Origin of the sequence: Burkholderia sp. FL-7-2-10-S1-D7, assembly GCF_001524185.1 — a bacterium.
Lineage (GTDB): Bacteria > Pseudomonadota > Gammaproteobacteria > Burkholderiales > Burkholderiaceae > Burkholderia > Burkholderia diffusa.
Map to the genome: position 1 here is coordinate 1 of NZ_LOWY01000051.1, position 13,701 is coordinate 13,701.

Sequence of the window (13,701 nt, forward strand, 5' to 3'; positions counted from 1 at the left end):
GACCGTGAAACGACTCTACGCCGATGATAGTGCGGATTCCCGTGTGAAAGTAGGTAATCGTCAGGCTCCCTAAGCCAAGAACCCCCGCCCGAAAGGCGGGGGTTTTTGCATTTGCACGGCGGAAATGCGCGAATGCAGGCAAGCGAACCTCTCCGGTTGTTGCTCAAGCGCGTAACCCGAACCCGCCGCTTTCCATCATCCCTGACCAATCACCCGCTTATTCGCTGCAATCTCTGGCCAGGGAGGTGACTCGTGTCCGCTCGGCGAAGCCTCCGTCAAGGCACTTTTCACATCCGCCCCCACGTCCGTATCGTCGCATCGACAGTTCGGAGCCGGACCAGTATCGACCTGTTTATCCTTCATTCCAGTCTTTTCGCTGAATTGGGCGGGAAATTCGTGCGAAATGAGGTCTTAGTCGGCCCATCCTCGTAAAATTTGCGAACCTCCACCCCAGCCGCATCCAGAATGATGAACGTCGCCACTCAGATAGCTCGGGCCGTTTGCCCGCACGATTGTCCGGACACATGCGCGATGCGCGTGACCGTCGAAAACGGCCGTGCGATCAAGGTCACGGGTGATCCCGACCATCCGCCCACGCAGGGCGTGTTGTGTACGAAAGTCAGCCGATATGCCGACCGCGTCCATCATCCCGACCGGCTCACCGTGCCCCTCAAGCGCATCGGCGCGAAGGGGGAAGGGCGTTTCGTGCCGATCAGCTGGAGCGAAGCACTAGATGAGATCGGTCGTCGTCTCGGGGAAATAGCTGCGCGTGCGCCGGAGGCGATTATGCCGTACAGCTACGCGGGAACGATGGGACTCGTGCAGGGCGAAGGTATTGCGCAGCGGTTCTTCCATAAACTCGGTGCGTCCCGGCTTGAGCGGACCATCTGCGCCGCGGCCGGTGCAGCAGGGCTGCGCTATACGTATGGCGGAAGCGTCGGTATGCATCTCGAGCATTTCGAGGAAAGCGAGCTGATCCTCATCTGGGGCGCCAACCCGATCGCATCCAGCCTGCATTTCTGGACCCGAGCGCAGGAAGCCAAGCGTCGAGGCGCCCATCTGGTCGCAATCGATCCCTACCGCTCGCTGACGGCGGAGAAATGCCATCAGCACATCGCGTTGAAGCCGGGCACCGACGGCGCGTTCGCGCTCGGCATGATCCATGTGCTGATTACCGAAGATCTGCTCGATCACGACTACATCGCGCGTCATACGCTCGGCTTCGATGCGCTCAAGGCGCGAGCCCTGTCGTATCCGCCGGAGCGTGTTGCCCAAATCTGCGGCATCGAAGTGTCGGAACTGATCGAACTCGCGCGTCGTTACGGCGCGACCCGCAAGGCGTCGATTCGCCTCAATTACGGCATGCAGCGTGTGCGCGGCGGCGGCAATGCCGTGCGCGCGATTGCGAGCTTGCCCGCGCTGACGGGCGCGTGGCGCGACCGGGCCGGCGGGCTGCTGCTGTCGTCGTCGGAATTCGCACCGGTCAATCAGTCGGCGCTGCTGCGTCCGGATCTGATGCCAGGCTGGCCACACAAACTGCCGCGCATCATCAACATGAATGCGATCGGCGATGCGCTGCTGCATCCGGGCGACGCCACCTTCGGGCCGAAGGTCGAAGCGGTGATTGTCTACAACTCGAATCCGGTCGCGGTCGCGCCCGACTCGTCGAAAGTCGCCGCCGGGTTCACGCGCGAAGATCTGTTCACGGTCGTTCTCGAGCACTTCAAGACAGATACGGTCGATTTCGCCGACATTGTGTTGCCGGCCACGACGCAACTCGAGCATCTCGACGTCCACAAGTCATACGGCCACACCTATGTGATGGCGAATCTACCGGCGATTCCGCCAGTCGGCGACGCGCGGCCGAACACGGAAATCTTTCGCGGCATTGCACGCAGCATGGGGCTCGACGAGCCCGCGCTTTATCACAGCGACGAAGAGGTCGCGCAGACGGCGCTCCGTTGGGACGATCCGACGCTCGACAGCGATTGGGAAACGTTGAAGCGTGCCGGCTGGCTGAAGCTCAAGGTGCCGGATGCGCCTTTCGCGAATGGCGGCTTCCGCACACCGTCCGGTAAATGCGAGTTCTACAGTGCGCGACTCGAGCAGATGGGCATGGACCCGGTGCCCGACTACCTGCCGCCGTTCGAATCGGCGGAGGCCGCCCCTGAGCTCGCCGCTCGTTATCCACTGGCGATGATTTCCCCGCCGGCCCGCCACTTCCTGAACAGCACGTTCGTGAACGTGGACAGCCTGCGCAGTACGGAAGGCCAGCCGCATCTCGATATACATCCGGCCGACGCCGACGCGCGCGGCATCGGGGAGGGCGACATCGTGCGCATCTTCAACGACCGCGGATCGATGCAGGCGGTCGCGAGAGTGACCGATCGTGCGCGGGCAGGGCTCGTCGTCGGACTGTCGATCTGGTGGAAGAAATTGTCGGCGGATGGACGGAACGCGAACGAGGTGACGAGCCAGGCGCTGACCGATCTCGGCAACTCGGCGACGTTTTACGATTGCCTGGTGGAAGTTGAGCGGATTTGACCGAACTTCTCGATATGGTCAGACAAACCTATTCGAAAGTTTGAAGTGGGCATCTAACCCGGTTGTCTCGGCAAGGACGAGCCGCTACGATGCGTTTTAGCACGACCATTCGAAAATCTGTGAGGAGACGGGCAGTATGGACAAAATTTGGCTGAAATCGTACCCGCCCGGCGTTCCAGCCGAAATTGACGCGTCCCCGTATCCTTCCATCCCGGATCTCCTCGACGAAAGCTTCAAGCAGTATCGCGACCGCAAGGCGTTCGTCTGCATGGGCAAGAGCATCACGTACGGCGAACTCGATGCGCTGTCGCGCCAGTTCGGCGCGTGGCTGCAGTCGCGCGGCCTGAAGCGCGGCGCGCGCGTCGCGCTCATGATGCCGAACGTACTGCAGTACCCGGTAGCGATCGTCGCGGTGCTCCGCGCGGGATACACCGTCGTCAACGTCAACCCGCTCTATACGCCGCGCGAGCTCGAACATCAGCTGAAGGACAGCGGGGCGGAGGCGATCGTCATCCTCGAGAATTTCGCGTCGACGCTGCAGGCCGTCATCACCAATACCGCGGTCAAGCATGTCGTGGTCGCGTCGATGGGCGATCTGCTGGGCATCAAGGGCTGGCTCGTCAATTACGTCGTGCGCAACGTGAAGAAGATGGTGCCGGCCTGGCAGCTTCCGTCGTACACGCGCTTCAAGGCCGCGCTGTCGGACGGTGCGCGGCATACCTTCACGCCGCAGAAGCTCGGCCCCGACGACGTCGCGTTCCTCCAGTACACGGGCGGTACGACGGGTGTCGCGAAGGGTGCGACGCTGTTGCACCGGAACATCGTGTCGAACGTGCTGCAGGCCGGCGCATGGCACCATCCGGCGCACGAGAAGTACCCCGAGGTGAAGCAGTTCGTGACGGTCGTCGCGCTGCCGCTCTATCACGTGTTCGCGCTGACGGTCTGCGGCTTCCTAACGATGCGCACGGGCGGCATGGGCATCCTGATCCCGAATCCGCGCGACATCGGCGGGATGATCAAGGAGTTGAAGGGTTATCAGATCTCGACGATTCCGGCCGTCAACACGTTGTACAACGCACTGCTGAACCATCCCGAATTCAGCCAGCTCGACCTGTCGAAGCTCGTGATCGCCAACGGCGGCGGCATGGCGATCCAGGAGGGCGTCGCGAAGCGCTGGTATGAGAAGACTCATACGGCGATCGTCGAGGGCTATGGCCTGTCGGAGACCTCGCCGGTCGCGACCTGCAACCCGGTAACCGCGACGGAATACAGCGGGACGATCGGCCTGCCGCTGCCGTCGACGGAAGTGGCCATCCGCGATGACGCAGGCAACGACGTCGCGCTCGGCGAGCCGGGCGAGATCTGCATCCGCGGGCCGCAGGTCATGGCCGGCTACTGGAACCGTCCGGACGAAACCGCGAAGGTCATGTTCCCGGACGGTTTCTTCAAGACCGGCGACGTCGGCGTGATGGACGCGCGCGGTTACGTGAAGATCGTCGACCGGAAGAAGGACATGATCCTGGTATCCGGCTTTAACGTGTATCCGAACGAGGTCGAGGACGTCGTGGCGTCGCACCCGGGCGTGTTCGAGGTGGCGGCGGTCGGCGTGCCGGACGAGCATTCGGGCGAAGCCGTGAAGCTGTTCGTCGTGAAGAAGGACCCGGCGCTTACCGACAAGGACATCCTCGCGTACTGCAAGGAGCGGCTCACTGGCTACAAGCGGCCGAAACTCGTCGAGTTCCGCACGGAACTGCCGAAGACGAATGTCGGCAAGATCCTGCGGCGCGAACTGCGCGACGGACGCGCGTAACGCCGAAGTCGAACGAACGAGCCCGGCCAATGCCGGGCTTTTTTATTCGTGGTGTCGACACCGAGGTTGCCGCGCCGTGGTTCGACGGTCGCAGGAACGGCACGCGTTCTAACGGGGTGCACCGTGGCTGACCGAGCGGCTCGACCGGATCGCCGGTGGCGGCCGCGATCCGCGATTCGCATGGCGCGCTACCACGACGCATGCTGCCCGCCGGCAGCGGTGGCATTCACGTCGATGCGGCGTCGGGAACGGTTCGCCGCCGTGATCGGGCCGCCGGGCGATCGTCCTGTTCGCCGCTCATCGCTTCGCAGTTGCAAAAGAAAAAGGCGCCCGAAGGCGCCTTCAATATGCTGCGGCTTGTCAGACAAGCTGATTAGAACTTGTGACGGATGCCGACGCGCGCTGCGACCTGGTTGCTGGTGCTCGACGGGTCGAGACCGTTGATCGACGCATGTGCCTGAACGACGTCGCCTGCCGAATCGAGCGTGTTGCCCGACGCATGCTGGTACACGCCGATCACGTAGACGTCCGTGCGCTTGGACAGGAAGTAGTCGACGCCCAGCGAGCCTTGGTGGTACTTGGCTGCCGAATTGCCGTCGATCTTGCTGCCTTGCGTGTAGTCATACGCCGCGCCGAGGATCAGCGCCGGGGTCAGCTGATACTTGAAGTTGATTTCGCCGTTGTTGAACGTCGCAGTCTGGTTCACGAACGGACCGACCGAGAAGCCCTTGAACTTCGTGTTCGAGTACGTCGCGCCGATCGTCGCTGCGCCGAACGTGTACGCACCGCCCGCACCGATGACCTGGTACGTGTTCGCGCTGTTCGCATATGCGCCGTAGACCGGCGACGTCACCGCCGTCGCAGCAGCCGACGCGCCGGTGTTGAACATGCCGCCGAAGTTCGCCGGCGTGCGTGCGTTCAAGTAGCCGACACCCAACACCAGCGGGCCGTTGTTGTAACCGGCGCCGAGCGACCAGACCTGGTTCTTCGAGAACTGGCCGGCTTGACCGCCGAAGCTGTACAGGCCCCCGAACGAGAAGCCGCCGTAGGTCGGGCTCGTGAACTTGACCGCGTTGTTCACACGGTATGCGTTGTTGAAGTTGTCGAGGTCGCCCGGGTGAGCCGCGATGTAGCCGCCCCACTGGTCGCCTGCCTCGAGCGGGCCGACGAAGTCGACGACGGAGTCGTACTGGCGACCCAGCGTGACCGTACCGTACTGGCTCGACAGGCCGACGTAAGCCTGGCGGCCGAACATCAGGCCGCCCTGGCCCAGCTTGCCGGAGTTGACGTCAAAACCGTTTTCGAGCACGAAGATCGCCTTCAGGCCGCTGCCCAGATCTTCGGTGCCGCGCAGGCCGAAGCGGCTGCCTTGCATCACGCCGCTTGCCAGACCGTACAGGTGGCCGCCCTTGGCGTTGTTGTTGAAGATGAAGCCTTCATCGATGATGCCGTAGAGCGTCACGCTGCTTTGCGCATGAGCTGCGCCAGCAAACGCGCCCAGCGCGACGAGCGCGAGAAGCGACTTTTTCATTAACGGATCTCCAAGAATCACTGAATTTTTTTGGCGGGGCGGATAGTTATGTTGTGTTGACGGGCCCCATCAACTTCGCAAGAAGTCGCTCGTAATGTAGCAAAGCCGTTTTTTCCGACAAAGCGAAATGCCTTGGCGCAAGGCTGCCATGTTTCCTTTATGCAACAATGGTTAAAATCACGGGTTAACCGCAATTTCCGCTGAATAATCAAGTCGGTTACGCAGCGGAGCACGTGCCTTTGCCGCCCGCGGCAGCACACGCAGCCAGGAGAACAGGATGGTGTTGGATGAACTGATCAGCGAATTCGATCGCGGCCTGCGATCGCTGACCGGCATTAGCCGGATGAGCCGCCCGGTGCCCGCGCCGGCGGAGCCGCCGGCTGACGAACTGACGCCCGCGGAGCGCACGCATGCCGCCGGGCTGATGCGCGTGAACCACGTCGGCGAGGTCTGCGCGCAGGCGCTTTATCAGGCGCAGAAGCTGACCGCGCGCTCGTCGTCGTCGAAGGCGATGTTCGAGGAAGCCGCGCGCGAGGAGGAGGATCATCTCGCGTGGACCGCGCACCGGCTGAAGGAGCTCGATTCGCGTCCGAGCCTGCTCAACCCGCTGTGGTACGCTGGCGCGCTCGCGATCGGCGTCGTCGCCGGAACGCTGGGCGACAAGGTCAGCCTCGGCTTCATGGCGGAGACGGAGCGCCAGGTCGAGAGCCATCTCGACGGGCACCTGTCCGAGCTGCCGGCGACCGACACGGCGTCGCGTGCGATCGTCGAGCAGATGCGGCTCGACGAGGTGAAGCACGGCAAGGCCGCGACCGACGCCGGCGGGATCGAGCTGCCGCTGCCCGCGCGGATGCTGATGCGCGCCGCATCGAAAGTCATGACGAGCACTGCATACTATCTCTGACATTCGGGCCGGGGCGGCGTGCGATGCCGCCCCGGCCCGCCGTTCCCGATACCGCCCGTTTTTTCCGCGTTTTCCCGCCCCCGAAAGCCCCGTCCGCACGCCAGTCTGGCCCGCCTTTCTCACGTATCACCTTCACAAGTTGCACTAGCTCATTCATTTATAACGATTTTTGGCATGAAGGGCCGCATGAGCATGCGCGCGTAAGTCCTTGTTCTAACTAACAAAATTCGTCAAAAAACCGGGCCGCTCCCTTGACCGTGCCAAACCCTTCCACTAAAGTGGGAGACAGTGTGAGAAAGTGTATTTTTGTGTGATTTGGCGGGCTATTCCGGCTAAATTCTTGAGCATTGAGCGGGTGCTTCGGTGCCCTGAACGGGAGAGCGGAAAGTGTTCCAAGGGGCGTCGGCGCTGACGCTCGATGCGAAAGGGCGGATGTCGGTGCCGGCTCGCTATCGCGAAGCGCTGCAAGGACAGGCAGAAGGACGGGTGACTGTGACCAAGCACCCGGACGGCTGCCTGTTGCTGTTTCCGCGCCCCGAATGGGAAGTGTTCCGCGCCAAGATCGCCGCGCTGCCGATGGACGCTCATTGGTGGCGGCGAATTTTTCTCGGCAATGCGATGGATGTCGATCTCGACAGCGCAGGCCGGATTCTCGTATCGCCCGAGCTGCGGATGGCGGCCGGACTGGAAAAGGAAGTCATGTTGTTGGGAATGGGTAGTCACTTCGAGCTGTGGGATTCGCAGACCTACATCGCGAAGGAGCAGGCAGCGATGGCGCAGGGCATGCCCGACGCGCTGAAGAACTTCACGTTCTGATTGCGGTGACGGAGACGCCCGCGATGGGAAACGAATTGCAGCATCGGACCGTACTGTTGGACGAAGCGGTCGACTCGCTCGTGACGCGGCCGGACGGCATTTATGTCGACGGCACGTTCGGGCGCGGCGGTCATAGCCGCGCGGTACTCGCGCGGCTGGCGCCGACCGGCCGGCTGATCGCGTTCGACAAGGATCCAAGGGCGATCGAGACGGCGCAGCGCATCGAGGATGCGCGCTTCTCGATCGTGCATGACAGCTTTGCATCGATGCGCGACGCGCTTGCGGCGCGCGGTGTCGAGAAGGTGTCGGGTGTGTTGCTGGACCTGGGCGTGTCCTCGCCGCAGGTGGACGATCCGGCGCGCGGCTTCAGCTTTCGCGCGGATGGCCCGCTGGACATGCGGATGGATCCGACGCGCGGCGAGTCGGCGGCGGAATGGCTCGCACGGGCTTCGGTGCAGGAATTGACGGAGGTGATACGGGATTATGGGGAAGAACGGTTTGCTTTTCAGATTGCAAAGGCGCTTGTTGCTCGCCGGGCAGAGTCCGACCGTCTTGGGCCTCTCGACACCACGGGCGAGCTTGCCCAAATCGTGGGTAACGTCGTCAAAACCCGTGAGAAGGGCAAGGATCCGGCAACCCGCACCTTTCAGGCTATACGGATTCACGTCAATCAAGAGCTTGCGGACCTGCAAGTCGTATTAGACGCGGCATTGTCTTTGCTGGAGCAAGGGGGGCGGCTGGTGGTCATCAGCTTTCATTCACTCGAGGACCGGATCGTCAAGCGATTCATGCAGGCGCACGCGAGTGCGCCTGCCGTCGATCGTCGCCTGCCGATCCGTGCCGTCGACCTCCCGAGCCCGCCGCTCAAGATCATCAGCCGTCAATTCCCGAGCGAGGCGGAAGTCGCCGCGAATCCGCGCGCCCGGTCGGCCGTGATGCGCATCGCGGAGCGCGTCACGCCATGAGCCGCTTCAACATCTTCCTGCTGATCATCGTGATGGGCTGCGCACTGTCGGTCGTCAACTCGACGAACCAGCAGCGCCAGATCTTCATCCAGCTGCAGCGCGCGCAGTCTCAGGAGCGTCAGCTCCAGCAGGACTACGCGCAGCTTCAATATCAGCAGAGCGCGCTGTCCAAGACGTCCCGCATCGAGCAGCTCGCGAACGATTCGCTGAAGATGCAGCCGATCACGACGGGCCGCACCCAGTACCTGACGCTGCCGCCGGGCGCCGCGAAGGCGATCGACGCGCCGATTCCCGCGTCGGCCGATACGGCCAGCAAGGGCAACGGAGGCGTGCGATGAAGCCGTCGCAAAAGCGCCAGGACGTGAAGTTCTCGTCGAGCCCCGTGCTCGGCGTGCACCTGCCGATGTGGCGCTCGAAACTCGTCGTGTTCCTGCTGTTCATGGCGTTCGTCGCGCTCGCTGCGCGGGCGTTCTGGATCCAGGGGCCCGGCAACGCGTTCTACCAGAAGCAGGGCGAGAGCCGCTATCAGCGCACGATCGAGCTGCCGGCAACGCGCGGCAAGATCCTCGACCGTAACGGGCTCGTGCTCGCGACGAGCCTGCCCGTGCGCGCGATCTGGGCAATTCCGGACGCCGTGCCGGACGATCTCGACGCCGGCAAGGTCGACCAGCTCGGCAAGCTCCTCGGCATGACGCCGAAGGAACTGCGCGTGAAGCTGTCGGAAGACAAGGGTTTCGTCTACGTAAAGCGCCAGGTGCCGATCGACGTCGCGGACAAGGTCGCCGCGCTCGACATTCCCGGTATCTATCAGCGCAACGAATACAAGCGCTTCTATCCGGAAGGCGAGATTACCGCTCACCTGATCGGCTTCACGAACGTCGAGGACGAAGGGCAGGAGGGCGTCGAACTCGGCGACCAGAAATTGCTGTCCGGCACGTCCGGCGTGCGCCGCGTGATCAAGGACCGGATGGGGCACATCGTCGAGGACGTCGCCGAACAGATTCCGCCGCATAACGGGACGGACGTCGACCTGTCGATCGACAGCAAGATCCAGTACATCGCGTATGCGAACCTGAAGGCCGCCGTCGAGAAGTTCAAGGCGAAGGCCGGCGCTGCGATGGTCGTCGACGTGCGCACCGGCGAGGTGCTGGCGCTCGTCAACTACCCGACGTACAACCCGAACGACCGTTCGCGCATGACGGGCGAGCAGTTGCGCAACCGGATCATGACCGACGTGTTCGAGCCGGGTTCGATCATGAAGCCGTTCACGGTGTCGCTCGCGCTCGACCTGCACCGCGTGACGCCGAACACGCTCGTCGAGACGGGCAACGGGCATTTCGTGCTCGACGGCGCACCGATCACCGACGACGCGGGTTTCGGCACGCTGACGGTCGGCGGCGTCATCCAGAAGTCGAGCAACATCGGCGCGACGAAGATCGCGATGACGATGCGGCCCGAGGAAATGTGGAATATGTATACGAGCATCGGCCTCGGTCAGGCACCGAAGGTCGGGTTCCCGGGCGCGGTGGCCGGCCGCCTGCGTCCGTGGAAGAGCTGGCGTCGCATCGAGCAGGCGACGATGTCGTACGGCTACGGCCTGTCGGTGTCGCTGTTCCAGCTCGCGCGCGCATACACGGCGATCGCGCATGACGGCGAGCTGATGCCCGTGACCATTTTCAAGACCGACCCCAACCAGCCGGTCGTGGGTACGCAGGTGTTCAATCCGACCACCGCGCGCGAGGTGCGTGCGATGCTCGAAACGGTGGTGGCGCCGGGCGGCACGTCGCCCGATGCGGCCGTGCCGGGTTATCGCGTCGGCGGCAAGAGCGGTACCGCGTACAAACACGAAGGCCACGGCTACACGCGCAAGTACCGCGCGTCGTTCGTCGGCATGGCGCCGATGCCGAACCCGCGCATCGTCGTCGCCGTGTCGGTCGACGAACCGACCGCCGGCAGCCACTTCGGCGGCCAGGTGTCCGGCCCCGTATTCTCGGCGATCGCGGGCGATACGATGCGCGCGCTGAACGTGCCGCCGAACATGCCGATCAAGCAGCTCGTCGTGTCCGACGACGCGCCCGGCGCGCCCGCCGCGACGGGCCCGCAAAAGCTCGCCGCGGGCGGCGGTGCGAAGCATATGATCGTATCCAGCACGACACGTAATTCACCAGGAGTTGTTCGATGAGCGCCGCTCGCAGTTCCCATCCGGCGCATCAGCAGATCGCGGCCGCGCTTGCGTGGCTGCGCCAGCATGTGGCCCCCGCGGCGCAACTGCATGCCGACACGCGCAGTCTGCAGGCTGGCGACGTGTTCCTCGGCTATGCGGTCGACGGGGCAGACAATCGCGCCTTCATTTCCGATGCCGTCGCGCGCGGCGCGGCCGCCGTGCTGTATCAGCCGGAAGGTCTCGAAGCCGCACCGGCCGTACCCGTCGCACTCGCGGTGCCGGCGCTCGACCAGCTGGCCGGCGAGATCGCCAGCGGCTGGTACGGCGACCCGAGCGACAGCCTGCTCACCATCGGCGTGACCGGCACCAACGGCAAGACGTCCTGCACCCAATGGATCGCGGCCGCGCTGACGGCGCTGCACCAGCCGTGTGCGCTGATCGGCACGCTCGGCAGCGGCATGCCGGGGCAACTGGTGCCGACCGGCTTCACGACGCCGGACGCGCCGCAACTGCAGCGGAGCCTCGCGCAACTGCACGACGCGGGCGCGAAAGCCGTCGCGATGGAAGTGTCGTCGCACGCATTGCACCAGGGTCGCGTGAACGGCACGGCATTCGACATCGCCGTCTTCACGAACCTCACGCAGGATCACCTCGACTATCACGTCACGTTCGACGCGTACGAAGCCGCGAAGGCGAAGCTGTTCGCGTGGCGCGGTCTGCGCGCAGCGGTCATCAATCGCGACGACGAAGCCGGCCGCCGCCTGCTCGAGAAGCTGGCCGGCCGCGTGCGCACGATCGCATACGGGATCGGCGACGCGCAGGCGGCCGACGCCGATCGCGAACTGGTTGCGCTCGACGTGCGCGCGACCACGACGGGCACGGCCTTCCGCCTGCGCTCGTCGTGGGGCGACGCGGACGTCGAGGTCGGCACGCTCGGCGCGTTCAACGTCAGCAACCTGCTCGCGGTGCTCGGTTCGCTGCTTGCGGCCGACGTGCCGTTCGACGCGGCCGTCGCGGAGATTGCGCGGCTCGAGTCCGTCAACGGGCGCATGCAGCGCCTGGGCGGCCGGCTGCAGAACGACGAACCGCTGGTCGTGATCGACTACGCGCATACGCCCGATGCGCTCGACAAGACGCTCGACGCGTTGCGCCCGATCGCGGCGGCGCGCGGTGGGCGGCTCGTCTGCATGTTCGGCTGCGGCGGCGATCGGGATGCGACGAAGCGCCCGCTGATGGGCGCGATCGCCGAGCGGCTCGCCGACGAAGTCGTCGTCACCAGCGACAATCCGCGCAGCGAGGATCCGCAGCGCATCATCGATCAGATCATCGCGGGGATGACCGCGCCCGATCGCGCCCGCCGCATCGAGGATCGCGCGAGCGCGATCCTGCAGGCCGTGCGCGGCGCGGCCCGCGAGGATGTCGTCGTGCTGGCCGGCAAGGGGCACGAGGCGACGCAGGAAATCATGGGCAAGAAGCGCACGTTCTCCGATCAGGATCACGCACGGCTCGCGCTCGCGGCGCGCGCGACGCACGGCAAGGGAGGCGGCGAATGACGATGCTCAGTCTCGGCGAAGCCGCGCGCCTGATTCCCGGCGCCACCGTCCGCGGCGATTCGGACACCACGTTCGAGCGCGTGTCGACGGACAGCCGCACGGTCGGTCCGGGCGACCTGTTCGTCGCGCTGAAGGGCGAGCGCTTCGACGCGCACGACTTCCTCGGCGACGTGGCCGCGCGCGGCGCAGCCGCGGCGCTCGTCGCACACGCGCCCGCGGGCCTCGCGATGCCGGTCATCGAAGGCGGTGAAACGCGTGCCGCGCTCGGCGCACTCGCGCACGGCTGGCGCAAGCGCTTCGCGGTGCCGCTCGTCGCGGTGACGGGCAGCAACGGCAAGACGACCGTCAAGGAAATGATCGCGTCGATCTTTGCGGCTGCAGTCGGCGCCGACGCGCGGCTGGCGACGGCCGGCAACCTGAACAACGACATCGGCGTGCCGCTGACGCTGCTGCGCCTGTCGGGCGCACATCGCGTCGCGGTGATCGAGCTCGGGATGAATCACCCGGGCGAGACCGAAGTTCTCGCGCGCCTCGCGGCGCCGACCGTTGCGCTCGTCAACAATGCGCAGCGCGAACACCAGGAATTCATGGCGACGGTCGAGGCGGTCGCGCTCGAACACGCGGCCGTGATCCACGCGCTGACGCCGGACGGCGTCGCGGTGTTTCCGGCCGACGATGCGTACGCCGGTATCTGGCGTGTCGCGGCGACCGGCAACCGGATTCTCGATTTCGCGCTGCACGACGCTGAACGACAGGTCGAGGCGCAGGTCACGGGCCGTTTGCACGGCGGCGAGCTTGCGATCGACACGCCGTCCGGCCCGGTGACGGTGCGGCTGCGCGCGCTCGGCGAGCACAACGCACGCAACGCATTGGCGGCAACGGCCGCGGCACTCGCGGCCGGTATCGAGCTGGCCGCGATCAAGCAGGGCCTCGAATCGTTCGAGCCGGTCAAGGGCCGCTTGCAGGTCCAGCGAGCGGTCTTCGGCAGTCTCGCGGGTGCGACGGTCGTCGACGACACCTACAACGCGAACCCCGATTCGATGCGCGCGGCGATCGACGTGCTGGCCGCGCAACCGGAGCCGCGCGTGCTGGTGATCGGCGACATGGGCGAGGTGGGCGACGAAGGCCCGGCATTTCACCGGGAGATCGGCGCGTATGCGCGCGAGCGCGGCATCGATGCGCTGTTCGCACTCGGCGACGCGTCGCGCGATGCATGTACCGCGTACGGCGACGCGGCCCGCCATTTCGATGACGTCGGCGCGCTGGTGACGGCACTCCTCGCTGCGGGCTACGGCGCGCAGGCGACGGTGCTCGTGAAGGGCTCGCGGTACATGAAGATGGAGCGCGTGGTCGACGCGCTGACGAAACAACCCGCGGCGGGCACGGTGCCCGCTGCACACTGAGTAGAAGGAAG

11 protein-coding genes are annotated in these 13,701 nt (G+C 64.9%); 10 read left to right on the top strand and 1 reads right to left on the bottom strand.

What is annotated here, in order from left to right; translation table 11 throughout:
- The first annotated feature begins 468 nt into the window (after window positions 1–468).
- The 3 genes from WS75_RS18075 (at window position 469) to WS75_RS33665 (ending at window position 4,731) form a co-directional block, all read left to right on the top strand.
- Entirely contained in the window at window positions 469–2,544 is a 2,076-nt protein-coding gene (locus WS75_RS18075; RefSeq protein ID WP_059681874.1) for a molybdopterin-containing oxidoreductase family protein, read from the top strand.
- 136 nt (window positions 2,545–2,680) lie between these two features.
- The gene (locus WS75_RS18080) at window positions 2,681–4,354 is read left to right on the top strand and encodes a long-chain fatty acid--CoA ligase (protein WP_059681757.1); all 1,674 of its coding nucleotides are present in this window, start codon (window positions 2,681–2,683) and stop codon (window positions 4,352–4,354) included.
- 155 nt (window positions 4,355–4,509) lie between these two features.
- Window positions 4,510–4,731, top strand: a complete 222-nt coding sequence (locus tag WS75_RS33665; RefSeq protein WP_156429822.1) for a hypothetical protein — start codon at window positions 4,510–4,512, stop codon at window positions 4,729–4,731.
- Here WS75_RS33665 and WS75_RS18085 read toward each other — a convergent pair.
- On the bottom strand, window positions 4,728–5,885 hold the full coding sequence (locus WS75_RS18085) for a porin (RefSeq protein ID WP_059681758.1): 1,158 nt from the start codon (window positions 5,883–5,885) through the stop codon (window positions 4,728–4,730). The two genes, WS75_RS33665 and WS75_RS18085, sit on opposite strands and share 4 nt — an antisense overlap.
- A 277-nt stretch (window positions 5,886–6,162) precedes the next feature.
- Here WS75_RS18085 and coq7 point away from each other — a divergent pair, with 277 nt between their 5' ends.
- From coq7 to WS75_RS18120, 7 genes are all read left to right on the top strand, one after another.
- Window positions 6,163–6,789 carry a 2-polyprenyl-3-methyl-6-methoxy-1,4-benzoquinone monooxygenase gene (coq7, locus tag WS75_RS18090; protein ID WP_059681759.1) on the top strand — a complete coding sequence of 209 codons (627 nt, stop codon included), beginning with the start codon at window positions 6,163–6,165 and terminating at the stop codon, window positions 6,787–6,789.
- A gap of 387 nt (window positions 6,790–7,176) precedes the next feature.
- Window positions 7,177–7,605 carry a division/cell wall cluster transcriptional repressor MraZ gene (mraZ, locus tag WS75_RS18095; RefSeq protein WP_006400450.1) on the top strand — a complete coding sequence of 143 codons (429 nt, stop codon included), beginning with the start codon at window positions 7,177–7,179 and terminating at the stop codon, window positions 7,603–7,605.
- A gap of 23 nt (window positions 7,606–7,628) precedes the next feature.
- Window positions 7,629–8,570, top strand: a complete 942-nt coding sequence (gene rsmH, locus WS75_RS18100) for a 16S rRNA (cytosine(1402)-N(4))-methyltransferase RsmH (RefSeq protein ID WP_059681760.1) — start codon at window positions 7,629–7,631, stop codon at window positions 8,568–8,570.
- Window positions 8,567–8,908 (top strand): cell division protein FtsL, encoded by a 342-nt coding sequence (gene ftsL, locus WS75_RS18105; RefSeq protein WP_059681761.1) that lies wholly within the window; start codon window positions 8,567–8,569, stop codon window positions 8,906–8,908. The genes rsmH and ftsL overlap by 4 nt, the downstream gene beginning before the upstream one ends.
- Window positions 8,905–10,752, top strand: coding sequence for a peptidoglycan D,D-transpeptidase FtsI family protein (locus tag WS75_RS18110; RefSeq protein WP_059681762.1), 1,848 nt, complete (start codon window positions 8,905–8,907; stop codon window positions 10,750–10,752). Before ftsL ends, WS75_RS18110 begins: the two co-directional genes overlap by 4 nt.
- Window positions 10,749–12,287, top strand: a complete 1,539-nt coding sequence (locus tag WS75_RS18115) for a UDP-N-acetylmuramoyl-L-alanyl-D-glutamate--2,6-diaminopimelate ligase (protein WP_059681763.1) — start codon at window positions 10,749–10,751, stop codon at window positions 12,285–12,287. The genes WS75_RS18110 and WS75_RS18115 overlap by 4 nt, the downstream gene beginning before the upstream one ends.
- The gene (locus tag WS75_RS18120) at window positions 12,284–13,690 is read left to right on the top strand and encodes a UDP-N-acetylmuramoyl-tripeptide--D-alanyl-D-alanine ligase (RefSeq protein WP_059681764.1); all 1,407 of its coding nucleotides are present in this window, start codon (window positions 12,284–12,286) and stop codon (window positions 13,688–13,690) included. The genes WS75_RS18115 and WS75_RS18120 overlap by 4 nt, the downstream gene beginning before the upstream one ends.
- Window positions 13,691–13,701 lie beyond the last annotated feature (11 nt).

Coding starts and splice junctions, on each gene's coding strand:
- WS75_RS18080 (WP_059681757.1), top strand. CDS start 2,681: ATGGACAAAATTTGGCTGAAATCGTACCCGCCCGGCGTTCCAGCCGAA.
- coq7 (WP_059681759.1), top strand. CDS start 6,163: ATGGTGTTGGATGAACTGATCAGCGAATTCGATCGCGGCCTGCGATCG.
- WS75_RS18075 (WP_059681874.1), top strand. CDS start 469: ATGAACGTCGCCACTCAGATAGCTCGGGCCGTTTGCCCGCACGATTGT.
- rsmH (WP_059681760.1), top strand. CDS start 7,629: ATGGGAAACGAATTGCAGCATCGGACCGTACTGTTGGACGAAGCGGTC.
- ftsL (WP_059681761.1), top strand. CDS start 8,567: ATGAGCCGCTTCAACATCTTCCTGCTGATCATCGTGATGGGCTGCGCA.
- WS75_RS18110 (WP_059681762.1), top strand. CDS start 8,905: ATGAAGCCGTCGCAAAAGCGCCAGGACGTGAAGTTCTCGTCGAGCCCC.
- WS75_RS18120 (WP_059681764.1), top strand. CDS start 12,284: ATGACGATGCTCAGTCTCGGCGAAGCCGCGCGCCTGATTCCCGGCGCC.
- WS75_RS18085 (WP_059681758.1), bottom strand. CDS start 5,885: ATGAAAAAGTCGCTTCTCGCGCTCGTCGCGCTGGGCGCGTTTGCTGGC.
- WS75_RS18115 (WP_059681763.1), top strand. CDS start 10,749: ATGAGCGCCGCTCGCAGTTCCCATCCGGCGCATCAGCAGATCGCGGCC.